Annotated in this window: 19 protein-coding genes; 11 read left to right on the forward strand and 8 right to left on the reverse strand. The window is 61.1% G+C overall.

The genetic code is table 11. The features are described from left to right. Positions 1 to 17: 17 nt before the first annotated feature. Positions 18 to 179 carry a DUF1328 domain-containing protein gene (locus AB6N07_RS20895; RefSeq protein ID WP_100081115.1) on the reverse strand — a complete coding sequence of 54 codons (162 nt, stop codon included), beginning with the start codon at positions 177 to 179 and terminating at the stop codon, positions 18 to 20. Positions 180 to 609: 430 nt separating this feature from the next. On the opposite strand from AB6N07_RS20895, the gene AB6N07_RS20900 reads away from it, so the two are divergent. Beyond that, positions 610 to 1686, forward strand: a complete 1077-nt coding sequence (locus tag AB6N07_RS20900; RefSeq protein WP_370674979.1) for a putative zinc-binding metallopeptidase — start codon at positions 610 to 612, stop codon at positions 1684 to 1686. Positions 1687 to 1748: 62 nt separating this feature from the next. Here the strand turns inward: AB6N07_RS20900 and AB6N07_RS20905 are convergent, their stop codons facing one another. The 5 genes from AB6N07_RS20905 to AB6N07_RS20925 all read right to left on the reverse strand — a co-directional run bounded on the left by AB6N07_RS20905 (position 1749) and on the right by AB6N07_RS20925 (position 4266). Then, entirely contained in the window at positions 1749 to 1967 is a 219-nt protein-coding gene (locus AB6N07_RS20905) for a hypothetical protein (RefSeq protein WP_370674980.1), read from the reverse strand. A 100-nt stretch (positions 1968 to 2067) separates the two neighbouring features. Beyond that, a complete protein-coding gene (locus AB6N07_RS20910) occupies positions 2068 to 2214 on the reverse strand; it encodes a hypothetical protein (RefSeq protein ID WP_370674981.1) in 147 nt (48 codons plus the stop codon). A gap of 277 nt (positions 2215 to 2491) precedes the next feature. Then, on the reverse strand, positions 2492 to 3328 hold the full coding sequence (locus tag AB6N07_RS20915) for an FTR1 family protein (RefSeq protein WP_370674982.1): 837 nt from the start codon (positions 3326 to 3328) through the stop codon (positions 2492 to 2494). 37 nt (positions 3329 to 3365) lie between these two features. Next, entirely contained in the window at positions 3366 to 3674 is a 309-nt protein-coding gene (locus tag AB6N07_RS20920) for a cupredoxin domain-containing protein (RefSeq protein WP_370678293.1), read from the reverse strand. A gap of 49 nt (positions 3675 to 3723) precedes the next feature. After that, positions 3724 to 4266, reverse strand: a complete 543-nt coding sequence (locus tag AB6N07_RS20925) for an iron transporter (RefSeq protein WP_370674983.1) — start codon at positions 4264 to 4266, stop codon at positions 3724 to 3726. 264 nt (positions 4267 to 4530) lie between these two features. On the opposite strand from AB6N07_RS20925, the gene AB6N07_RS20930 reads away from it, so the two are divergent. The 3 genes from AB6N07_RS20930 to AB6N07_RS20940 all read left to right on the forward strand — a co-directional run bounded on the left by AB6N07_RS20930 (position 4531) and on the right by AB6N07_RS20940 (position 10591). Continuing rightward, the gene (locus AB6N07_RS20930) at positions 4531 to 5982 is read left to right on the forward strand and encodes a 4Fe-4S binding protein (RefSeq protein WP_370674984.1); all 1452 of its coding nucleotides are present in this window, start codon (positions 4531 to 4533) and stop codon (positions 5980 to 5982) included. 269 nt (positions 5983 to 6251) lie between these two features. Further along, positions 6252 to 7439 carry an efflux RND transporter periplasmic adaptor subunit gene (locus AB6N07_RS20935; protein WP_370674985.1) on the forward strand — a complete coding sequence of 396 codons (1188 nt, stop codon included), beginning with the start codon at positions 6252 to 6254 and terminating at the stop codon, positions 7437 to 7439. Continuing rightward, positions 7436 to 10591, forward strand: coding sequence for an efflux RND transporter permease subunit (locus tag AB6N07_RS20940; RefSeq protein WP_370674986.1), 3156 nt, complete (start codon positions 7436 to 7438; stop codon positions 10589 to 10591). Before AB6N07_RS20935 ends, AB6N07_RS20940 begins: the two co-directional genes overlap by 4 nt. A 32-nt stretch (positions 10592 to 10623) precedes the next feature. Here the strand turns inward: AB6N07_RS20940 and AB6N07_RS20945 are convergent, their stop codons facing one another. Next, positions 10624 to 11943 carry an NAD(P)/FAD-dependent oxidoreductase gene (locus AB6N07_RS20945; protein ID WP_370674987.1) on the reverse strand — a complete coding sequence of 440 codons (1320 nt, stop codon included), beginning with the start codon at positions 11941 to 11943 and terminating at the stop codon, positions 10624 to 10626. Positions 11944 to 12236: 293 nt separating this feature from the next. On the opposite strand from AB6N07_RS20945, the gene AB6N07_RS20950 reads away from it, so the two are divergent. From AB6N07_RS20950 to AB6N07_RS20980, 7 genes are all read left to right on the forward strand, one after another. Beyond that, complete coding sequence (locus AB6N07_RS20950; RefSeq protein ID WP_370674988.1) at positions 12237 to 13076, forward strand: MetQ/NlpA family ABC transporter substrate-binding protein; 840 nt, start codon at positions 12237 to 12239, stop codon at positions 13074 to 13076. Positions 13077 to 13179: 103 nt separating this feature from the next. Then, complete coding sequence (locus tag AB6N07_RS20955) at positions 13180 to 14268, forward strand: methionine ABC transporter ATP-binding protein (RefSeq protein ID WP_370674989.1); 1089 nt, start codon at positions 13180 to 13182, stop codon at positions 14266 to 14268. Continuing rightward, the gene (locus AB6N07_RS20960; protein WP_370674990.1) at positions 14249 to 14905 is read left to right on the forward strand and encodes a methionine ABC transporter permease; all 657 of its coding nucleotides are present in this window, start codon (positions 14249 to 14251) and stop codon (positions 14903 to 14905) included. Before AB6N07_RS20955 ends, AB6N07_RS20960 begins: the two co-directional genes overlap by 20 nt. A gap of 504 nt (positions 14906 to 15409) precedes the next feature. Further along, positions 15410 to 16951 carry a sugar ABC transporter ATP-binding protein gene (locus AB6N07_RS20965; RefSeq protein WP_370674991.1) on the forward strand — a complete coding sequence of 514 codons (1542 nt, stop codon included), beginning with the start codon at positions 15410 to 15412 and terminating at the stop codon, positions 16949 to 16951. A gap of 68 nt (positions 16952 to 17019) precedes the next feature. Continuing rightward, entirely contained in the window at positions 17020 to 18033 is a 1014-nt protein-coding gene (locus tag AB6N07_RS20970) for an ABC transporter permease (protein WP_370674992.1), read from the forward strand. 134 nt (positions 18034 to 18167) lie between these two features. Beyond that, on the forward strand, positions 18168 to 19133 hold the full coding sequence (locus AB6N07_RS20975) for a sugar ABC transporter substrate-binding protein (protein WP_370674993.1): 966 nt from the start codon (positions 18168 to 18170) through the stop codon (positions 19131 to 19133). 280 nt (positions 19134 to 19413) lie between these two features. Further along, positions 19414 to 20418, forward strand: a complete 1005-nt coding sequence (locus tag AB6N07_RS20980) for a Gfo/Idh/MocA family oxidoreductase (RefSeq protein WP_370674994.1) — start codon at positions 19414 to 19416, stop codon at positions 20416 to 20418. Between the two features lie 313 nt (positions 20419 to 20731). Here the strand turns inward: AB6N07_RS20980 and iolE are convergent, their stop codons facing one another. Further along, a complete protein-coding gene (gene iolE, locus AB6N07_RS20985) occupies positions 20732 to 21613 on the reverse strand; it encodes a myo-inosose-2 dehydratase (RefSeq protein ID WP_370674995.1) in 882 nt (293 codons plus the stop codon). Positions 21614 to 21760: the final 147 nt, after the last annotated feature.

Genomic DNA, 21760 nt, shown 5'->3' on the forward strand with positions numbered 1-21760 from the left:
CCGAGGAGATCTCACCGTCAAGCGTGGAGCAATTGGAAAACGAAGCTTACCACGAACAAAATCAGAAATAGACCGAACAACACTCTAGCAATACCTGCGGAAGCGGCTGCAATGCCGGAAAATCCAAAGACGGCGGCAATCAAGGCAACGACAAGAAAGACGAGAGACCAGTAAAGCATGGCTAGAACCTCCAACGAACGCACTTCGCTGAAACAACGCTGGATCGCTCGAACGGTTCCGATCAAACCGTGCGCTTCAGTGAAACTGTCATTAGACCCCCGCTCCGAAAAACGTCCATCAGCACGCCCGGAACCGACCGGACGGTAGAGCGTTGTACTGGTCGAAGCCCGTGGACAAGGGAGCCGATCCCGAACGGGCGTTCCGTTCTCCCCTTAGCAATGGAGCAGGCACCATGCGCAGCATCCTTCTCTGGTTTCTCGGCGTTCCGATCCCGATTATCATCCTGATCGCCCTCTTCTACCGCTGACGTCGACACCTGGACGGACGACGGTCCGTTCCCTGAACCACAAGACGCCTTCCTTGCCGCCGGCTCCGCTCAGGGCCGGCGGCTTTGCGCAGATGAGAACGCTAGGCTCAACGGAGGCATCGATGCGTCTTTTTTCCTGTGACGGGTGCGGCAACACTGTCCACTTCGACAATGGGACGTGCCTGGTCTGCAAAAGACGGCTCGGCTATCTTCCTGCCCGCTCCCGCATGACGGCACTCGAACCCTCGGGAGAGGGGTGGATCTCGTCCGCCCTCGGCGAAAGTTTCGCTTTTTGTGCCAATGCCGAGTTTGGGGCGTGCAATTGGCTGCTTCCGGTGGAGCAGGCGGGCGGGCTGTGCCCAGCCTGCCGGCACAATCGAACCATCCCCGCGCTCACCGACGACAAGACGATCGAAGCTTTCGCGCGTGTGATATCAGCCGAGCGCCATCTGTTTTATTCGCTCCTCTCCTGGCGCCTTCCGGTACCCGATAAAGCTGAAAACGCCGAGACGGGCCTGGCCTTCGATTTTCTCGCCGATGAGATCGGCCCGGACGGCAGCGTTGTACCCGTCATGACCGGGCACGCCGACGGCGTCATTACCTTGGCCATCGCCGAGGCCGACGATGCCGCGCGCGAGGAGCGTCGGGTCCGCCTTGGCGAACCTTACCGAACGCTGCTCGGACATTTTCGACACGAGATCGGCCACTATTACTGGGATCGGCTGGTACGCGATGGTGGCCACGTGGAGGATTTCCGCTCGCTGTTCGGAGACGAGAGGCAGGACTACTCGGAAGCATTGGAGCGAAACTACCGCGATGGCCCACCAGCCGACTGGCGGAGCCGTTTCGTCAGTACCTATGCAGCTTGTCACCCTTGGGAAGATTTCGCAGAGACCTTCGCCCACTATATTCATATGGTAGATGCGCTTGAAACGGCGCATGCCCTAGGGCTTGTGGTTTCGCCACGTGTGACCGTGCCGGAGCAACTTGATCTCGACGTCGATTTCTCCCCTTATCGCCAGAAAGACTTCGCCACTCTCGCCAATGCCTGGCCACCACTTACAATCGCCATCAATGAGATCAACCGATCGCTTGGCCTGCGGGACTTCTACCCATTCGTTCTTTCAAAAGAAATTCTATCAAAGCTGGAATTTGTACACACGCTCATCGCGCCGGGCCACTCCGTCGAAGCTCGCTGACATGCAAAAAGCCCGGCTCATCGAGAAGCCGGGCTTTACTTGAGACCAGAAGATACTTGAACTTATCTCCCGAATTTCCGTTCGCGCGTCGACCGACGGGGGACAATTTCCGCTGCCGGCATGCGCCGTCCACCAGCCGCCAAAGCCGCGACCAGCAAGATCACGGCGACGATGAGCGGGGCCAGCGCCAGAAATTGGGTGGCTAAGATCGTCACTTCGGGTCCGGTTACCACTGGCAAATGGGACAGGGCGGACTGCTCAACAAGGGCAAGAGTGGACATGACTTGATCCTCTTCTTCCACCAGTCGGAGCCGCGAGCCCGGACAAGCGGAGCTAAGTGGGAACTGGGACCGTGGAGTTCCGGAGATTTTTCATCGCCGGCTATTTCCCTTCAACTGAGACGCCTTTTTCACCGATCGAGATTTCTACGCCATTCGGCTTCTTCTTCTCTTCATAAAGCTGATAGCCGAGCACGCCGACACCAACGGCAAGCAGAACAACGACGGCGACAAGCATCTGACGGTTCATGACGTCTCCCAACTCGAATGCCGGATTGAACGAACCGGCGTGATAGGCAAAGCTCGGTGATCACCCGATCTTCACTAGGGAAACACTTCCGAGAACCGTTGGTTCCCTCAGCTCCGTCTTTATTCGCCAATTTTCATACGCCAATGGGCTGGAGCCAAGCTGGAGCCGTTCTTTCGCGAAGCTCTGTTAGGGCCGAAGGAACCCCAACATAAAAAGTCAGCCTCGGCGTCATGGAAGACGCCGGGGCTGACCAATATCGCGGGAGCTATGATTTCCGTCAGGCGATCGCGGGCGCCACCTGCCGTCTCGGACGGAAAATCAGGAACAGCACCAGCGTCCAGTAGCCGACGAAAACGACGAGTTCCGTCAAGTTGGGTGTCGCCCGGTAGCCGGTCAGCGCCGAAATGAAGCCGCCTGTTGCGTCACCATCGGAGAGCAGCCAACCGCTGTCCCAGAGGCGACGGGATAGGCGCGGCAGGATCTCGAGGTCGATCAGGCCATCGATACCGGTCATCAGCAACGCGCAGGCGAGAAACAGCAACATGATTTCGGTGATGCGAAAGAATAGCCGCCAGGAAAGCACACGGCTGCCCGCCTGCAAGAGACCATAGCTGAGGAGTGCCAGCGCAAAACCAAACAGGCCGGCACCGACACCGCTGAGGAGATCACCTGCGGCGCCCGACGACAGGATGCCGTAGAGGAAGATCACCGTCTCGCTGCCCTCCCGGGCCACCGCCATCAACGCCAGAAAGAAGACACCCCACCAGGAGTGACGAGCAACGGCCGACGACAACTGCGTCTCGAGGTCACGCCTCATGGACCGGCCGTGCTTGCGCATCCAGAATACCATCTGGAGGATGAGCGCAGCGGCGATCAGCACGACAGCCGTTGTGTAGGTGAGTTGCGCGTCCTCGGAGATGGAATCGCCGAGCCGCACCAACACCACGGCAAGAAGACCCGCGAAGGCGAGGCCCGCGGCAACGCCGCCCCACAGGAACATGCGGGCGCGGCCCGTGTCGCGCGCCTCACTGCGCAGCCATGCATCGAGAATGCCGATGACCAACAGCGCCTCGACGCTCTCGCGCCAGACCACAAAGGCTATGGAGCCGAACATTGAACTAGACCTTGTCTTGGCGCTTCACGCCATTGGCTCACTTGGCAACCAGCAGTGCCGGTGGCGCCTCCGGATGGAAGTCGTCGAAGAAGGAGTATTCTCCCGGATCGAGATACTTGATCACCATACTGGTGGTGACACCCGGCCCGATCACCTTTTCCTTGCGGAGCGGTACGCTTTCAAATTCGGCCGGCGTCTTGCCTAGGTTGACGAGCTGCAGCTCGAAGCGGGTGTCGGATGGAACCTCGATGCGACCTGGCGTCACGGTACCGTCGTTGAACTCGATGCGGAATACCGGATCATCCTCGGCGGCGGCCGGCGCGGCCGCCGCGAGGACCACGAGCAAGCAACCGGCGGCTTGGCAAAGCCGCCGCCGGTGCGTCGTGTTGGCTGGCTCAGTAGCCACCCTTTTTCCCCGTTCCGGTGTAGGTGAACTCGTAATTGGTGTCGAACGGCGCGAACCACGGGGCAACGCCCGTTTCCTTGTCGACGTGACGACCGAACATCGCCATGTGGCCGGTACTGGCCGGCGGGGCGATGTGGAAGGTCAGCTTATAGATGCCGGGGCCGTCGAGCTTCACGTTGTCGCCGTAGTGCGGGCCATCCGATGCGACCATCCCCATGAGCGGTCCCTTGGCAACAGACTTACCATCCTTGATGAGTTCATAGCTGATGTCGAGATAGGGCATCCAGTCGCCGTTGGCGAAACCGTTGACGTTGTCTTTGGTGGCGTGAATATCGGCCTCGAGGTGGACGTCCGCCTTGTCGGCGGCCAGCATCATACCAGCCGGCTCCATCTCGATCGGCTGCAGATAGACGGCAGCCACTTCCATGCCACCGCCGAACTGCGGCTCGCCGATCGGATATTCAAGCGCATAAGCGCTCGTCGCAAAACCAAAGGCCGCCGAGGCCAGAACCATTCCACTCAGGATGCGCATTTCGTTGCCCTATTTGCTAATGATTGTCATGAGTATTTGCGTTAGGGAACAAAGGTCAACCATGGGGAAACTCCTGATAACGCGTGAAGTACACCCTAAGCCTTTGATTGGAAATCATATTTATCGCGAATCCCCTTTTTGAGGGAAAGATGAGGGAAATCACCAGCTTGATCTGCTAATGCAAGTGCTAACAGTTAGCATCTTGGCGTCCTTCGCGGACGGGTGAAGCGGCGCCGTGTTGAGCCGGTGTCGGAGGGACGCATCATGAACAAGCTTGTCCGTGGCGATGATTTTGTCGGCCCGGCCGTGAGATCCATGTCCGAGACCATCGCCATCGACTCGCGCAGTTCCTTCACCCGCATGCTTGAGACGCTATTCGTACGTTGGCGCCGCCACTTCGGTTGGATCCAAGTGCTGATGTTTGGCGTCTTTCTGGTGGTGATCGGCCTGCCGGTCGTGCTGCCAGATCCCCCGGCCGAAAGCGGCATTCTCACCAATCCATCGCTGTTTCTGCGCTATCTCTTGTGGGGAATCTGGTTCCCGCTGGTTTTCCTTTCGGTCATCGCTCTCGGACGTCTATGGTGCGGTACGCTGTGTCCGATGGGCGCCGCCTCAGAGCTTGCCAACAAATACGGGCTGCAACGCGCCATTCCCGGTTGGATCAAGTGGGAGGGCACGCCAGCTCTCAGCTTCATCATCATGACGCTCTATGGCCAGACCATCGGCGTTCGTGACCATCCTGAAGCGGCGGCCGGCCTATTTGGCGGCACCATGTTGCTCGCCATTGCCATCGGCGGGCTCTACGGCCGCAACAAGCGCGTCTGGTGTCGTCACCTCTGCCCGATCGGCCGCGTGCTGGGCCTTTACTCCCGGCTTGGCGCGGTGCAGTTCACCCCGAAGGTACGGCTCAGCGGCGGCGACGCCTACACCGAGCGCGGCGCCTGCCCGACCATGATCGATCTGCCTCGAAAGTGCGAGAGCCGCCACTGCATCGAATGCTTCCGTTGCGTCAATCCGAAGGCGGCTGGCAGCATGCGCCTCGAGCTGCGTCGGCCCGGTATCGAGGTGGAAGAGATCCGTGACCATCGCGCCAACCCGGCCGAGGCCTGGTTCCTGTTCCTCGATACCGGCGTGGCGCTGGGCGGCTTCCTGTGGCTGGTGTTGCCGCAGTATCAGTCGATCCGCCAGAGCCTGGGAGTCTGGGCGGTTCAGAATCATATCGACTGGATCACCCGCATTGGTCCGTCCTGGCTGATGAGTGTGCATCCAGCCCGTGCCGAAACTTTCATGTGGCTGGACTTCATCATGATCGTCGGCTTCATGCTCGGGACAATGGCGCTGCTCACCGCCGTCCTCGCCAGCCTCACCACCGTTGGCGCGGTGATCGCCCGTCGGCTCGGCTCCGACGGCAGCTTTGGCCAAGTGTTTACCGAACTCGGTTACCAGTATGCGCCGGTAGCGCTGATGAGCCTCATCATTGGCCTCGGGGCCGAACTTCTTACTCCATTGCGCTACACGTTTGTCGGCATGGAGGGTGTGCACGTCATCCGGGGCGGCTTGTTCCTGATCGGCGTCGTCTGGAGCATCTGGCTCGGAGACCGCATTCTGCGACGGCAGGGTTTACCGTTGGCTAAGCGCTGGATGCCGCTCGTCCCAGGCGTCGCCGGCAGCCTGTTCGTTGGCTTCGGCTGGTGGCCGGCCATCTTCGGGCTCTGACCCCGTTCGTACAATACTCATCCCTAGAATCACCAAGGTCGCGGACGATCGAAACCGATCGTCCGCGACCTTTATCATTGCCTTTTCCGCGCTGATGAAAGACGTTCGTTCTCAAATCGCTACAATTGTATACTTGGTTACAATTGCTATTCGGCTTAGCGTTGACTTATTGAAACGCGAGAAACTATTCGTCCACTCAGAAACGACACTGACAACCTATTTCCGCGGTGTTTTCATCGCGGAATTCACGGCTGGAGCAGCGAAGAAACATGCGCAACATCGGAAAAAGCGGCGGCGTGCTGCTCGTGCTGACCCTTATGGCCGCCTGCCAGCCGAACAGCCAATCCGGGCCGCCGCCGGCCGGCAAGGCCGAGGTCGGCTATGTGACGCTCCAGCCGACGTCGGTACCGCGCACCGTCGAGCTGCCAGGTCGCATCGTGGCGCTGGCAACGGCTGAGATCCGGCCTCAGGTCGCCGGCATCGTCCGCAACGTCGCTTTCAAAGAAGGCAGCGTGGTCAAGGCCGGCGACGTGCTTTACGAGCTCGACGACGCCAAGTTCAAGGCCGCTTACGACGCAGCAGCTGCCACCGTGAAAAAGACGGAGGCGGCCACCTTCGGCGCCCAGACAGCTTTCGATCGCAACGAGAAACTCGTGGAAAGCAATGCGGTCTCTACCCAGACGGTCGACGACGCCCGATCGACTCTCTTACAGGACCAGGCCTCCGAGGAGGCAGCGAAGGCCGATCTCGAAACAGCGCGCATCAATCTAGAGCACACCACCATCCGTGCACCGATCGGTGGGATTATCGGCGTGTCGGCGGTCAGCGTCGGTGCGCTGGTTACCGAGAATCAGACTGATGTGCTGGCTACCATCCGCCAGATCGATCCGATCAATGTCGACCTCGTCGATACCAGCGCCAATCTCCTGCGCATCCGTGACGAGGTGAACACCGGGCAGGCGGGGTCGGGGCGTAAACTCGACACGCCGGCGGCCGTAACGCTAAAGCTCGAAAATGGTAAGCCCTATGGCACGGCCGGCACCCTCTCGCTGGCCGAGATCGTGGTGAGCGAGAGCACGGGCACCTTCAACCTCCGCGCCACCTTCCCCAACAGCCAGCGGGTGCTGCTGCCGGGCATGTTTGTCGAGGCCACCATTGATCTCGGCACGCTCAACGGCGCCTTCCTGCTGCCGCAGCTGGCGGTAACGCGCGGCGACGACGGCGTCGCCACGATTTACGTGATCTCGGCCGACAATAAAGCGGAGGCCAAGAGCGTCACCACCGTCGGCACTTCGGGCAATAGTTGGATCGTTACCGACGGGGTCTCGGCCGGCGACCGGCTGATTGTCGACGGCTTCCAGAAATTCTCTGACGGCGCCGAGGTGGTGCCGGTCGAGACGACCATCGGCGACGACGGCGTGGTCAAACAGACTTTGAAGACGGAGAACGGCAAATGAGCCTCTCCTCGCCACGCAACGCGCTTGCCAGTTTTTTCATCGCCCGACCTGTGTTCGCCATCGTACTGGCCATCGCCACGTTGCTGGCCGGCATCATGGGCATCTACTCGCTGTCGATTTCGCAATATCCCGACATCGCGCCGGTGTCGGTGAGCGTTTCCGCCACCTATACCGGAGCGACCGCCGAGGCGGTCGAAAACTCGGTCACCAAAAAGATCGAGAGCGCCATGACCGGGCTCGACAGCCTGCTCTATATGGCCTCCTCGTCGACCACCGGCAGCTCCTCAATCGAGCTCACCTTCGCCAACGGCATCGATCCCGAACTGGCACAGGTCGAGGTGCAGAACAAACTATCGCGTGTCGAGTCGCAATTGCCGACCGCCGTGCAGGACAACGGCATCACCGTCAGCCGGTCGGCGTCCGGCATCCTGATGATCGGAAATATCATCTCGCGCGATGGCCGCTACACGTCGGATCAGCTGTCGGACATCATGTCCAGCCAGATCGAGGATCGCATCAAGCGACTCGACGGCGTCGGCGCCGTGAAGTCCTTTGGCTCGGGTTATGCCATGCGGATTTGGCTCGATCCCGCGGCGTTGTTGAAATACCAGCTGTTGCCAAGCGACGTGACCGACGCCGTCAAGGCCCAGAATGCCCAGGTCGCCGCCGGCTCGATCGGCGCGGTTCCAGCCAGCAAGGGCCAGCAGCTCAAGGCCAGCATCCTTGCTCAGTCGCAGATGACCTCGGTCGATGAATTCAAGCGCATCATCCTGAAGACCACCGCTGACGGTTCGGTGGTCCGCCTTTCCGACGTAGCACGCGTCGAAGTCGGTCTTGAGACCTACGGCCAGCAGTCGAGCTTCAACGGCATGCCGTCCGCCGGCTTCGGCGTGCAGCTCGCCTCAGGCGCCAATGCCATCGACACGGCCAACCTCGTTCACGCTGAACTCGACAGCCTCAAGGATTCGCTGCCCCAGGGCGTGGAAATCGCCTATTCCTACGAGACAACTCCCTTCGTCGAACTATCGATCGAGAAGGTGGTGGAGACGCTGATCGAGGCAATCATTCTCGTATTCCTGGTGCTGCTACTCTTCCTGCAGAACATCCGCGCCACGCTGATCCCGATGATCGCTGTGCCGGTGGTGCTGCTCGGCACCTTCGGCGTCCTTGCCGCGCTCGGCTACTCGATCAACATGCTGACCATGTTCGCCATGGTGCTGGCGATCGGCCTCCTTGTCGACGACGCCATTGTCGTCGTCGAAAACGTCGAGCGCGTCATGCGCGAGGAGAAGCTGTCACCGCGCGAGGCGACCGAGAAATCGATGGGCGAAATTACCAGCGCCCTGATCGGCATCGCACTGGTGCTGACCGCTGTGTTCATTCCCATGGCCTTCTTTTCCGGCTCGGTCGGGGTTATCTATCGCCAGTTCTCGGTCACGATTGCCAGCGCCATGCTGCTTTCCGTGCTCGTCGCCATCATTCTGACGCCCACCCTTTCGGCACTGATGCTGAAACCGAGCCATGACGGGGTTCTTCATCGTTGGCTCGGCTGGTTCGACCGGGGCTTTACGCGATTGACAGGCGGCTACTCCCGCACCGTCGGCCGACTGGTGGTGAGGCCTGTCCGGATGTTTGCCGTTTTCCTCGCGTTGATCGCCAGCGCCTATGTCCTCTACACTAGGCTGCCGACCTCCTTCCTGCCGGAAGAGGACCAGGGCGTCTTGATGACCATGATCACCCTACCGGCCAGCGCCAACGCCGCCCGTACCCAGGCGGTAATCGACAAGGTGCAGGACTACTATTTCAACGAGGAAAAAGACGCGGTCCAGAGCGTATTCATGACCCTCGGTTTCAGTTTTTCCGATAGCGGCGAGAATACGGCCATGGGCTTCGTCCGCCTCAAGGATTTCGACCAGCGGACCGACAGCCGCCTTTCGGCGAGCGCCGTTGCCGCCCGCGCCTCGGCAAAGTTCAGGGCGATCCGCGATGCCGAGGTGTTTGTGGTGGCGCCGCCGGCCATCCAAGGCCTCGGCCAGACCAGCGGCTTCTCAATGTATTTGCAGGACAGCGGCAATAAGGGCCGCACCGCCCTTAGCGATGCCGCCAATACCTTGGCCGACAAGGCTATGAACAACACATCGATCGCAAATATCCGCGGAAATACACGCACACTGGAGTCCCAGCTGAAAGTCAATATCGATCAGCACAAGGCCGGCGCGCTCGGCATTGATCTTTCCGGCATCAACAACCTGATCACCACCGTCTTCGCCGGCTCCAATGTCAATGACTTCGTCTATCATGGCGATATCAAGCCGGTTTACGTGCAAGGCGATACGCCGTTCCGCATGCAGCCGGGCGACATCGACCGCTGGTACGCCAGGAATAAAAGCGACGAGATGGTGCCGTTTTCAGCTTTTGCCAGCACCGCATGGGTGAAGGGCTCGCCGTCGCTCGCCCGCTTCAACGGCACGGCGGCTGTCGCCCTCGATGGCACAGCGGCGAGCGGTGTCAGCTCCGGTGACGCCATGACGGAGGCGGAAACGTTAGTGGCAGATCTCGGAGGCGGCTTTTCGGCGGCCTGGTCGGGCCTTTCCTACCAGGAACGCCTAGCCGGCTCGCAGGAGATATTGCTCTACGCGGTATCGCTGGTAGTCGTCTTCCTGTGCCTTGCGGCACTCTACGAGAGCTGGTCGATCCCCTTCTCGGTGCTGCTGGCGGTACCGGTGGGCGTGTTCGGCGCGCTTGCCTTCGCCGAGCTGTTTGGCCAGTCGAACGACGTCTATTTCAAGGTCGGTCTGCTCACCACCATCGGCCTCACCGCCAAGAACGCCATCCTGATCATTGAGTTCGCCAAGAACTTGATGGAACGCGGTGCTGGCCCGGTCGACGCCGTCGTCGAAGCGGCGCGTCTGCGCCTCAGGCCGATCATCATGACCTCACTCGCCTTCGTGCTGGGCGTGACACCGCTCGCCCGCGCCACCGGGGCCGGGTCGGCGGCGCAGAATGCCATCGGCATCGGCGTCATGGGCGGCATGATTGCTGCAACGCTGCTCGGCGTGTTTTTCGTTCCGCTGTTTTTCGTCAGCATCCAGCGGATCAGTGGTGGCAGGCCCAAGCCATCGGCATCTGTCGAGCACTCTGAATCAATGTGAGGCAGGGGCTTGCGTCGCTCGAGGCCAATGGCTCAGGCCTCGGCGCGCGAACGCCAAAGCTCAAAAGCAAAGCGGGCGCGGACACCAATGTCGAGCGCCGGCCGTGGCGGGATCCAGGCCGGCCCCGATACCGCTTCGATATCTTCGATCAGCGGATTTCTCACGCCTAGCGCCTTGTCCGCCAGAAGTAGGCCGCCGATGGTGCCTTTGGTCATGCCAACGGCGTTCTGGCAGACGGAAGCCCAGACGCCCGGCGCCACCTCTCCGAAGCCGGGTGCGCCGTTCCGCGACAGGCATATGTAGCCGGTCCAGGTGTGGGCGATGGTGACATCGGAGAGTTCGTGGAAGCGCTGGTCGAACAGACGCTTGTGATGCAGCGCCACGCGCGCCCGCTCTTCGTCGCTCGCGCGAAGGTCCGGCCGGAAGCTGACGTTCTGGCGGACAAGAATCCGGTTATCCGCGGTCCGGCGCATGGTGATGCCGGCGAAGGCGTTGGCTGGTGTTAGCCCCCAACGTGCGCGCCCCTTCAGCTTGGCGATTTCAGCAACGCTTAAGGGTCTGGTCAAGCTGGCATGGGCCGCGAAGCTGAGGAGACGGTGCCGAAAATAACCGAACCGGTCGGCAAAACCGTTGACGGCAATCACTACCTGTCGCGCCTTCACCTCGCCTTTGGGTGTCACGAGGCGCGATGGCACCCCCGGTTCGAAACGGACCACTGGCGTGTTCTCACAAAGCGTCACGTTGCCCGGCAAGGTGTCCGCCAGACCACGCGACAGCGCCGCCGGATTGACGAGATAGCCACCGGGCGTAAACACGGCCGCCGTGTAATAGTCGGTACCGATTTCATCGGCGAGCGCCCTCCGGTCAACCCAGCGGTGCTCTCCACCCGACCGCGAGAGCTCGGCGACGAGCGGCTTCAACACGGACTGCACCGCCCTTTCCGATACCGCCGCATGATAGCGGCCGTCACGCGACCAGTCACAGGCGATGCCGTGCGTTCGGATGGTCTCGTCAAGGTGGTCAATGGCCGCCCGGTATAGGCGCTTGTAGCGAGCGGACTCTTCCAGTTCAGCCAGCGAAGAGGTGACGTTGTGGGGCAGGTCGATGGCAAAGCCAGCATTACGTCCCTGCGCGCCCTCGCCGGCCGCGCCGGCTTCCAGAACGATGACGCTATCACCCGGCCGATGTTCGGCCAGGCGTCGGGCGGCGGCAAGGCCGGCGTAACCGGCCCCGATGATGGCCCAGTCGGCGGTGATCGTCGCGACGAGCGGCGGCCTCGGCGTGCGCGGTGGCAGGACCGCCGACCAGCCATTGGTGGTGTCGTTTTCCGGAAGTAGCCTGATGGCAACCATAATGCCCTCGTTTTAGCCGGCGGATACCGTTCGCACCGGCGTCGATTTCGATTGTTTGGCGCACCATAATCCCATGACCACACGTGGTCGTGGCCCACTGGCGCCCGTCAGGCGCGGGACCGTAGAAAATTCGTTCGCGCAAGCCGCTGATATTGGGAGAACTTTTTATAGGCTTGCTGCACAAGGGCTACGCACTTCGTCGCCGTCATAATCAGCATCTGCCATAGTCTTGAGCGAAGACGACGCCGTCGTTCTGAAGTCCGGATACCGGATACCGAACAGGAATTTTCGAGATGACCAAGACCTTCCCCATTTCCTCCCTTACCCGTCGCACCGGCCTTGCCGCCCTGCTCGGCGCGGCTACCTTTGCCGCCGTTGCCAGCATCGGCGTGACCGCCGCGTCGGCCGCCGACAAGACCGAGCTGAAGGTTGGCATCATTTCCGGCGAGGACGAGGACGTCTGGCGGGCGGCTACCGCCGAGGCGGAGAAGGCTGGTCTCAAGCTCGAGATCGTGGTGTTCAACGACTACACCCAGCCGAACGAGGCGCTGGAGCGCGGCGAAATCGATGCCAATGCCTTCCAGCACAAACCGTATCTCGACAATCAGATTAAGCAGAACGGCTATCACATCGTTATCGCCGGCTATACCGGCGTCTGGCCGATCGGCCTTTATTCGAAGACAATCAAATCGGTCGCCGGCCTGCCGGAAGGTGCCAAGATCGGTGTACCCAACGACCCCTCCAACGAGGGACGCGCGCTGAAGGTGCTGGATCAGGAAGGCATCATCAAGCTGAAGGATGGCACCGGCATTCTGGCAACCATCGCCGACATCGACAAGAATCCGAAGAAAGTCGAGGTCAAGGAACTGGACGCCGGCGTGGTTGGCCGCGCCATCGACGACCTCGACGCCGCCGTGGTCAACACCGACTGGGCACTGAAGGCCGGCCTCACCCCGGACAACCGCATCGCCCAGGAAGCCATCGCCGACAATCCCTACCGCAACTTCATCGCCGTGCGCGAGGCCGACGCTAACGCGCCGTGGGTGAAGAAGCTGGTCGCCGCCTACCAGAACCCGACCGTCAAGGCTGTGTTCGACAAGGTCTACAAGGGCACGGGCCTCAGCGCCTATTGAAATATCGGCTAAACAGGCCGAAAAGCGGTCCGGCGGTTCTCCGCCGGACTTTGCCATTTGTCCGATCCTCGCGTTTGATCGGGCAGGAAGGACCGAAGAACAAGTGAATACCCAGCCTGCCGCAGCGGCTTTTGCCGCCGAAGAATCGGCCTCCGGCGAATTTCGCGAACCTGTCGTTGCGCTTTCCGGCGTCAGCCGCAGCTTCGGCCCGACACGCGCTCTCGACGATCTGTCGCTGACCGTGCGGCGCGGCGAAATCCTCGGCATCATCGGCCGCTCCGGCGCCGGCAAATCGACGCTGATCCGCTGCCTCAATGGTCTCGAGCGCCCTGACAGCGGCCGCATCGAGATCGAAGGCCGCGATATCGTCGGCCTGTCCGAAGGCGAGCTACAACCGATCCGCCGCAAGATCGGCATGATCTTCCAGCACTTTAATCTGATGTCTGCGAAGACGGTATTGGACAACGTTGCGCTACCACTGAAGATCGCTGGCTGGAGCAAGGCCAAACGGCGGGTGAGAGCGCTGGAGCTGCTCGACCTTGTTGGCTTGGCGGAAAAGTCTAGTTCCTATCCGTCAGCGCTATCGGGGGGTCAAAAGCAGCGTGTCGGCATTGCCCGCGCACTCTCGGCCCGCCCTGCTCTCCTTCTTTCGGATGAGGCAACATCGGCCCTCGATCCGGAGACCACGCGCTCCATTCTGGCGCTCCTGAAAGACATCAATCGCAAGCTTGGCGTGACGGTGGTTCTCATCACTCATGAGATGGAGGTGGTGCGAACCATCGGCGACCGCGTAGCGGTGATCGAGGCAGGCCGCATCATTGAGGAAGGAGAGGTCTGGCACGTCTTCTCCGATCCCAAGACAGAGCTGACGCAGAGCCTTCTCTCGGGTGTCAGGCCACAGTTGCCAGCGCATATCGCCTCGCGTCTTGCGCCGGAAGGTAGCGAGGCGGTGCTTGGCGTCGACCTCACAGATCCCGGGTTAGGCAATGGCCTGCTGTCAGACATCCTGTCTCGCCTGCCGTCTGCGCATTTTCTGCACGGCGGTATCGACCATATCCACGACCAGCCCGTCGCCCGCTTCTTCTTGACCGTTCCGCGCAAGCCTGTCGGCCTCGTCGACGAGACCACCGCCTATCTCCGGTCCATCAACGCCCGTGTCGAGGTGCTCGGTCATGTCTCCCGTCCTGTTTAACTTACTGCTCCAGTCGATCTGGGAGACAATTGTCATGACGCTGGCTTCCGGCGTCATCTCCTTCGTCGCCGGCTTGCCACTGGCTCTTATCCTGGTGGCCACCGACCGTGGCGGCATCGCCGAGAACCTCGGCATCAACCGGGCGCTCGGCTGGGTGATCAATGGCTTCCGGTCGGTGCCGTTCATTATTCTCCTGGTAGCGCTGATTCCGCTGACCCGACTTCTCGTCGGAACCTCGCTCGGTACGGCGGCCGCCATTGTGCCGCTGGCCATCGCCGCCGCGCCATATTACGCCCGCGTCGCCGAGGTCTCACTCCGCGAAGTCGATCCGGGTCTCATCGAGGCTGCGCGCGCCATGGGTGGTAACCGCTGGACGATCGTGCGCGAGGTACTGGTGCCGGAGGCGCTACCGGGAATCGTCGCCGGGTTTACGGTGACTCTGGTCACCCTGATTGGCGCCTCTGCCATGGCCGGAGCCATCGGCGCCGGCGGTCTCGGCGACCTTGCCATCCGCTATGGCTACCAGCGCTTCGAGACCGGCGTGATGATCGCCGTCGTTGCCGTGCTGATCGTACTGGTCTGCGGCATTCAATGGCTCGGAGACCGCCTGGTCGCCCGGCTCGATCACCGCGCCTGAAGCGCTTCTATACATTCCCTACCTGAACGAGCGCCTTGCCCGCGTCTCGCAGATGGCGTCCCGTCGTGGAACGTTCATGCCGTCTGACCGGCACTGGCACGACCTGAAAGACGGCTGCCCCGACGGCAACCCGCAAGACGAGCAGATTGAACTCAGAAACATATGAAACGCCCATTTCATACGTTAGTATGAGCCATGCCTAGCGCCCTCAACTCCCCATGCCATATCCCAGTGCAATTAGTCGCTGATAATCAGTGGTTTAAAGAAATTAAATAGCATTGCGCACGGTCTTTAGTCGAAAGCCATAGGTTTTCGCTCGCCTGAAAAGGGCTTGACGGCATCGGCACGCCGTGGAACTAATCTTCCATTATAAGCGGAAAAACAGTCGCTTCATTCTTAATCGAATGAAGTCCGGGAGGAGACCGGTCTGCGGGGAGCCGACCGGTTGAAGGTGGGAGAAGACGGTCAAGCAGCGAAGCCGGTTCCGGGCGGCGCGGCGACCTGTTGTTCAGCACCGCAATCGAGGTATCGGAAATGGTCGCCGATGGAATCCTGCTGAGAGTCAAGGGCCTAACCAAGAAGTTTCCCGGCGTCGTTGCGCTGGACGGGGTGGATATCGAGGCGCGAGCCGGTGAGATTCACGGCATCTGCGGCGAGAACGGCGCCGGCAAGTCGACCCTGATCAAGATGCTTACCGGCGCTCACACGCCCGACAGCGGCACAATCGAATTTGACGGCGTGACCTACACGTCCCTGGATCCCCGTCGGGCGATGGGCATCGGCATTGGCTGCATTTACCAGGAACTGAGCCTCATCCCGCACCTCAGCGTGGCCGAGAACATCTTCCTTGGGCGAGAGATGTACCTGGCGGAGTCGCTGAACATCCTCGACCGCGCCCAGATGAACGCAAAGGCGGCGGAGCTGCTCGCCGACCTCGGGCTCGCCGTGTCACCGACTGCCAGACTCGGCACCCTCGGCGTCGGCCACCAGCAGATGGTCGAGATCTGCCGTGCCGTCTGGTCGAACGCCAAACTGATCATCATGGACGAGCCAACGTCCAGCCTGAGCGAAAAGGAAGCCCACGACCTTTTCCGGGTGATGGCTCGCATGAAGGAGCGCGGCGTCGGTATCCTGTTCATCTCCCACCGGCTCGACGAGGTGCGCGACAATTGCGACACCGTGACGGTGATGCGCGACGGGCGCACCATCGAGTCCTTCACCATGAAGGGCCGTTCGGTTGCCGACATTATCCAGCTCATGGTCGGCCGTAGCATCCAGAACAAATACCCCAAGGAGCCGGCACCGCAGGGCGACGTCGTTCTTTCTGTTCGCAATCTCAGCCGAAAGGGCGTGCTGCACGACATCTCCTTCGACCTCAAGGCGGGAGAGGTGCTCGGCTTTGCCGGCCTGGTCGGCGCCGGACGCACCGAGACGGCGCGCGCCATTACCGGAGCCGACCCCTATGACTCCGGCTCCATCGAGGTCTTCGGCAAGCCGGTGAAAATCCGCCAGCCACTCGATTCCATCAACGCCGGCATCGCCTTCCTGACGGAAAACCGCAAGGAGCAGGGCCTTATCCTGATCCAGAGCGTCGCCTTCAACGCGACCATCGTCAAGATGGAGAAGTATGGCAAGGCCGGCTGGCTGAGCCTGAAACGCCTTAGAGACACTGCCAGGAAAATCTGCGCCGAAATGCGGCTCAAGACGTCTGGCATGGACATGCTGGTCGGCAAGCTATCAGGCGGAAACCAGCAGAAGGTGGTGATCGCCAAGTGGCTGCTGTCCAACGCCAAGATCTTCATCTTCGATGAGCCAACACGCGGCATCGACGTGGGCGCGAAGGTGGAAGTCTACAAGCTTATCAACCAGCTGGTCGCGGACGGCGCCGGCGTCATCATCATCTGCTCGGAAATGGAAGAGGTGATGGGCATGGCCGATCGCATCCTCGTCATGCACGAGGGCGAGATCACCGGCGAGATGACGCAGGCTGAAGCGACGCAGGAAAAGATCATGTACGCCGCGTCCGGCTTCAAACAGGCCTCCTGACCCAAGACACCGACCAGCTTTCCCCGGCCCCGCGCGGCCGGACCGCATTCCGTAGAAGGAATTTTTTGATGTCCAACGACGTCCTGACCAATAACGATAAGCTGCCAGGCGTGAAAGCGACCGCCAGACGCGATGCCATGACGGAGAAACTCTACCAACTCGGCGTCCTGCTCAGTCTGATCTTGCTGTGCGCAGTCATGACCGTCCTGTCGCCCCGCTTCCTGACCATGGACAACCTGATGAACGTCGCATCTCAGGCGGCGGTCAGCGCCATCGTATCGATCGGGATGTTTCTCGCTATCCTGACGTCAGGCATCGATCTGTCCGTCGGCTCGGTACTAGCCCTGTCCACCATGATAATGGGCATCGCCTCCGATCGCTGGGGTCTCAATCCCTATCTCTGCATCGCGATCTGCCTCGGTTCTGGCTCGCTGTTGGGACTTTTCAATGGCCTCCTGCTGACCAAGCTGCGCCTGCCGCATCCCTTCATCTCGACCATGGGCACCAAGCAAATGGCTCGCGGTATCGCGCTGTTTGTAACCGCCGCCGCCCCGATCAGCATGTTCCCCGATGAAATCCAGTTTCTCGGGAACACTTCCTTCGGCCAGGTGCCCGTCAGCTTTATCCTGGTCGCAATCCTTTACATCGGCATGTACTTCTTTCTGACCCGTACCTCGACCGGTCGCTACATCTACGCCGTTGGCGGCAACAAAGAAGCAGCACGTCTATCGGGCATCAAGGTCAACAACATTCTGAACCTTGTTTACACGATCTCCGGCTTCACGGCCGCACTCGCCGGCCTTGTGCTTGCCGGACGCGTCAATGCCGTCTACCCGCTGGCCGGCCTCGACTACGACACAGATGCCATCGCGGCGGTCATCATTGGCGGCGCCAGCTTCTTTGGCGGTGTCGGCTCGATCGCCAATACCATCATCGGCGTGCTCTTGATCGCAGTGCTGCGCAACGGCCTCAATCTCTTGAACGTCGACAGCGCCATCCAAACGTTTGCCATCGGTGCGGTCATTGTAATCGCAGTGGCAATCGACGTCCTTCGCCAGAATGTCATGAAGTCCGCCCGTTGAGCGCAGCTCTCTGCGGACCGATCGACCCGTCCTACGTCCACACATGGTTCCGATCTTTGGAACGGACGTAACGAGGTCTCGTAACGAGGAGATACGAGACCGTTAAACCGACTAATCTTACTGGGAGTGAGACCATGAACCGGAGAACTTTCGTTGCTGCCCTGATGGCCGGTGCCTTCGCCGTCGCGGTGCTGCCTGCTATCACCAGCCTCAGCAGCCCCGCTGCGGCCGCCGAAAAAGTGAAGATCGCCGTCGTCCTCAAGACGCTGTCGAGCCAGTACTGGAAAATCGTCGCCGCCGGCGCTCAGGCCGCAGCCGACAAGAACAACGTCGACCTGATCGTGCTCGGGCCGCCGACCGAAGATGCCGTTGAGCAGCAGATCAACATGGTGCAGGACGTGCTCGCTCAGAAGCCCGACGCCCTGATCTTCTCTCCGTCGCAGCCCGACACCGCCGTCAACGTCATCACCAAGGTTCGCAAGGCTGGCGTTCCGGTTCTGCTGGTCGACACCGGCATGCCCGAGAAGTTCACCGACTACGCCTCCTTCATCGGCACCGATAACATCGCTGCCGGCAAGGCGGGTGGCGAGGCGCTGCTCAAGGTGCTCAAGAAGGGCGACAAGGTGCTGCTGCTCGACGGCGCGCCGGGCAATCCGAGCATGACCCAGCGTTGCGATGGCGCCAAGCAGGTGCTGGAAGCGGCGGGCATCGAGATCGCCGCGCGTCAGCCGGCCTACTCGGACCGCGAAAAAGCCTATACCGTAACGCAGAACGTTCTGCAGACGACGCCTGATATCGCCGGCGTGTTCGCCGGCAACGATGAGGAAGCCCTCGGCGCCCTCCGCGCCCTCAAGCAGAGCGGCAAGGAAGTTCCGATCATTGGCGTCGATGCCAACAGCGACAACCTCAAGGCCATTCTGGCTGGTGACCTCTACGGCTCCATCGCCCAGGGCAACTACGACATGGGTCGTCTCGGCGTCGAGAAGGCCCTCGAGATCATCGCTGGCAAGACCATCGACAAGCGCATCGACTCCGGCGCCACCTTGATCACCAAGGAAAACGCCCAGCAGTTGGTGGATTTCCGCGCCTCGATCAAGTGATCCCTACTGCCTAAGTTTGCAGAAAATATCGGCGAGGCGGCTTCAGTCGCCTCGCCACTTGCTTGGGCAGACAGTTCACCCTCGATCGAGCCCCGCCGGTGGATGACCGGCCGTCAGGCAATTCAGCCCGCGGCGTCAGCCGAACCAGGACCGGCGACAGGGGTGTCGATATTAAGCTTGAATCGTTTTTCGGAACCTTAACGCCTATCTGCGTGCGCCTGTTGCGCCGGTCAATCAAGAAGCTGGCGCCAAGCGCCACCAACCACAAGGTATCTCCTTCATGTCCGCTTCCGTCCGCATCGGCATTGTAGGCCTTGGCCGGCTCGGCCGACGCCACGCCGAAAACCTAGCCCTCCGCGTACCCGGCGCCTCCCTGGTGGCGGCTGCGAGCCCCATTCCAGAAGAACGAGCCTGGGCCGAGGCAACGCTCCCCGGCGTCACGACCTATTCCGGCCTGCCCGAACTGCTCGGCCACCCCGATCTCGACGCCGTCTGGCTGGTCACACCGACTTCTCTACACGCCGATCAAGTGATCATCGCCCTCGAAGCCGGCAAGCATGTGTTCTGCGAGAAGCCGCTCGCCCTTGAGACAGCCGATTGCGACAAGGTCATCGCAGTTGCCAACAAGCGCCCGAGCCAATTGGTGATGATCGGCTTCATGCGCCGGTTCGATCCGGCCTATGCCGAAGCCAAGCGCCTGATCGCTACCGGCGAACTCGGCGACGTGTTCTCGATCAGTTGCCGGTCGGAGGATCCTGTCGATCCCGATGGCTTCTTCGTGCGCTTCGCTCCGACATCGGGCGGCATCTTCCTCGACTGCTGCATCCATGACATCGATCTCGTCCGCTGGATGCTCGATGGAGCCGAAGTTTCGTCGGTCAGCGCGGCCGGCAGCCGCATCATGTATCCGGCGCTCGGTAGTTGCGGCGATGTCGACAATGGCTTTGCCACTGTCACATTCAAGGGCGGCCAAGTGGCCACCTTCCATGTTTCCCGCACGTCTCACCGTGGCTACGAAGCAGCCATGACCGTTTCCGGCACCCGTGGCGGTCTCGACATCGGCCGGAGCGTGCCGCGTCGTCCAGTCGCATTGGAAACTCATGGTTGCCGGCAGATCGAAGGCCAGGTGGACTTCTTCGAGCGGTTCGGCGATGCCTTCCTGCACGAAGCGCGCGCTTTTGTCGAAGCCGTCCAGACCGGCGGCCCGACGCCGAGCAGCATAGCCGACGCCCGTGAGGCAACGCGGCTTGCCTGCGCCATGCGCCAAGCGCTGGTCGTCGGCTGACCGCGGCGAGGGAGCGTGGACGGGACGCTCCCTACCCTTTCCCAAGACATTGTCCGGAGACGGTCGCCGTCTCCGGCTTTTTTTGCGGAAACATCCTTTGTCGCAGGACCGTTGCCCAGCTAGCGACATCGGCCGAGACGATCAACTAGAGCGCTGTTCGATCTGACTGAATCAGATCGGCGCTCTAGATTCTTGTTTTGAAAGCATTATATTGTCGATCCGCGTTTCACCCCGGCCGGTTGATGCTCTAGGACAAACGAAAGCCCCCTGAAGACGACGCTCCAGGGGGCTAATTTCACGTTGGGAGGCTAAATCAGCTACGGCCGGCCTCAGCCAGGAAGCGCTTCAGGTTGCTGATGCCCATGTTGACGTACTTCTTCGGATTGGCCTTCTCGGGGTCCTGCTCGGCTTCGAGAACGACCCAGCCCGAATAATTCGGCAGCGCCTTGAAGACGCCCGTGAAGTCGATCGAACCATCGCCGGGAACCGTGTAGACGCCTTCGAGAACGGCATCGAGGAACGACCAGCCTTCAGCCAGCGCCTTCTTGGCGATCGGCGTACGGACGTCCTTGGTGTGGACGTGGCCGATGCGATCGGCGTATTTGCGCGCCATGGCCACGGCATCGCCACCGCCCCAGGTCATGTGGCCCGTGTCGAGGAGAAGCTTAACCGCCGGGCCCGTACCGGCCATGAAGCGATCGACTTCCTCAGGCGTCTGAACGACCGTGCCCATGTGATGGTGATAGACGACCTGCAAGCCATAGCCCTTCACCAGTTCGGCGAAGCGGGTCATGCGCGGCAGGAAGACAGCCCATTCGGCATCGGTAAGAACGGGGCGGCTCGTGAGCGGCGCCGACTTGGTGCCGTGCACGGTGCGGGTGCACTCGCAGACGACCAAGACTTCGGCTCCCGCTTCCTTGCGCCACTTCAGGTCATTCTGAGCGGCGGCAAATTCGGCATCGGCATCGCGCTCGAGCAGGAAGGTGGAATACCAGCCGGAGACGAAGACCATCCCGTAGTCGGCCAGCAGCTTCTTCAGCGCAGGGCCATCCTCGGGCAGCTTGTGGCCCTTCTCCATGCCCTGAATGCCCGCGTCGCGCGCTTCGCTGAGGCACTGCTCGACGGAAATGTCACCACCGATTTCCCACAGGTCATCGTTCGACCAGCAGATGGGATTGGCGCCAATGCGAATCATATTTTCTCTCCCAGTAGCCGCCGCGGCACGAGCTCTCGGCCGACCGGGCTGTTCTTTGCCAATGCTCTATCGGGCAGGCCCCAAGGTCCGTTCGGAAGCCACTCTCCCAGGCGAACGACGCGGTGGAATAAGCATTCCGACCTCAGC

It is taken from the genome of Pleomorphomonas sp. PLEO (assembly GCF_041320595.1).
Classification (GTDB): Bacteria; Pseudomonadota; Alphaproteobacteria; order Rhizobiales; family Pleomorphomonadaceae; genus Pleomorphomonas.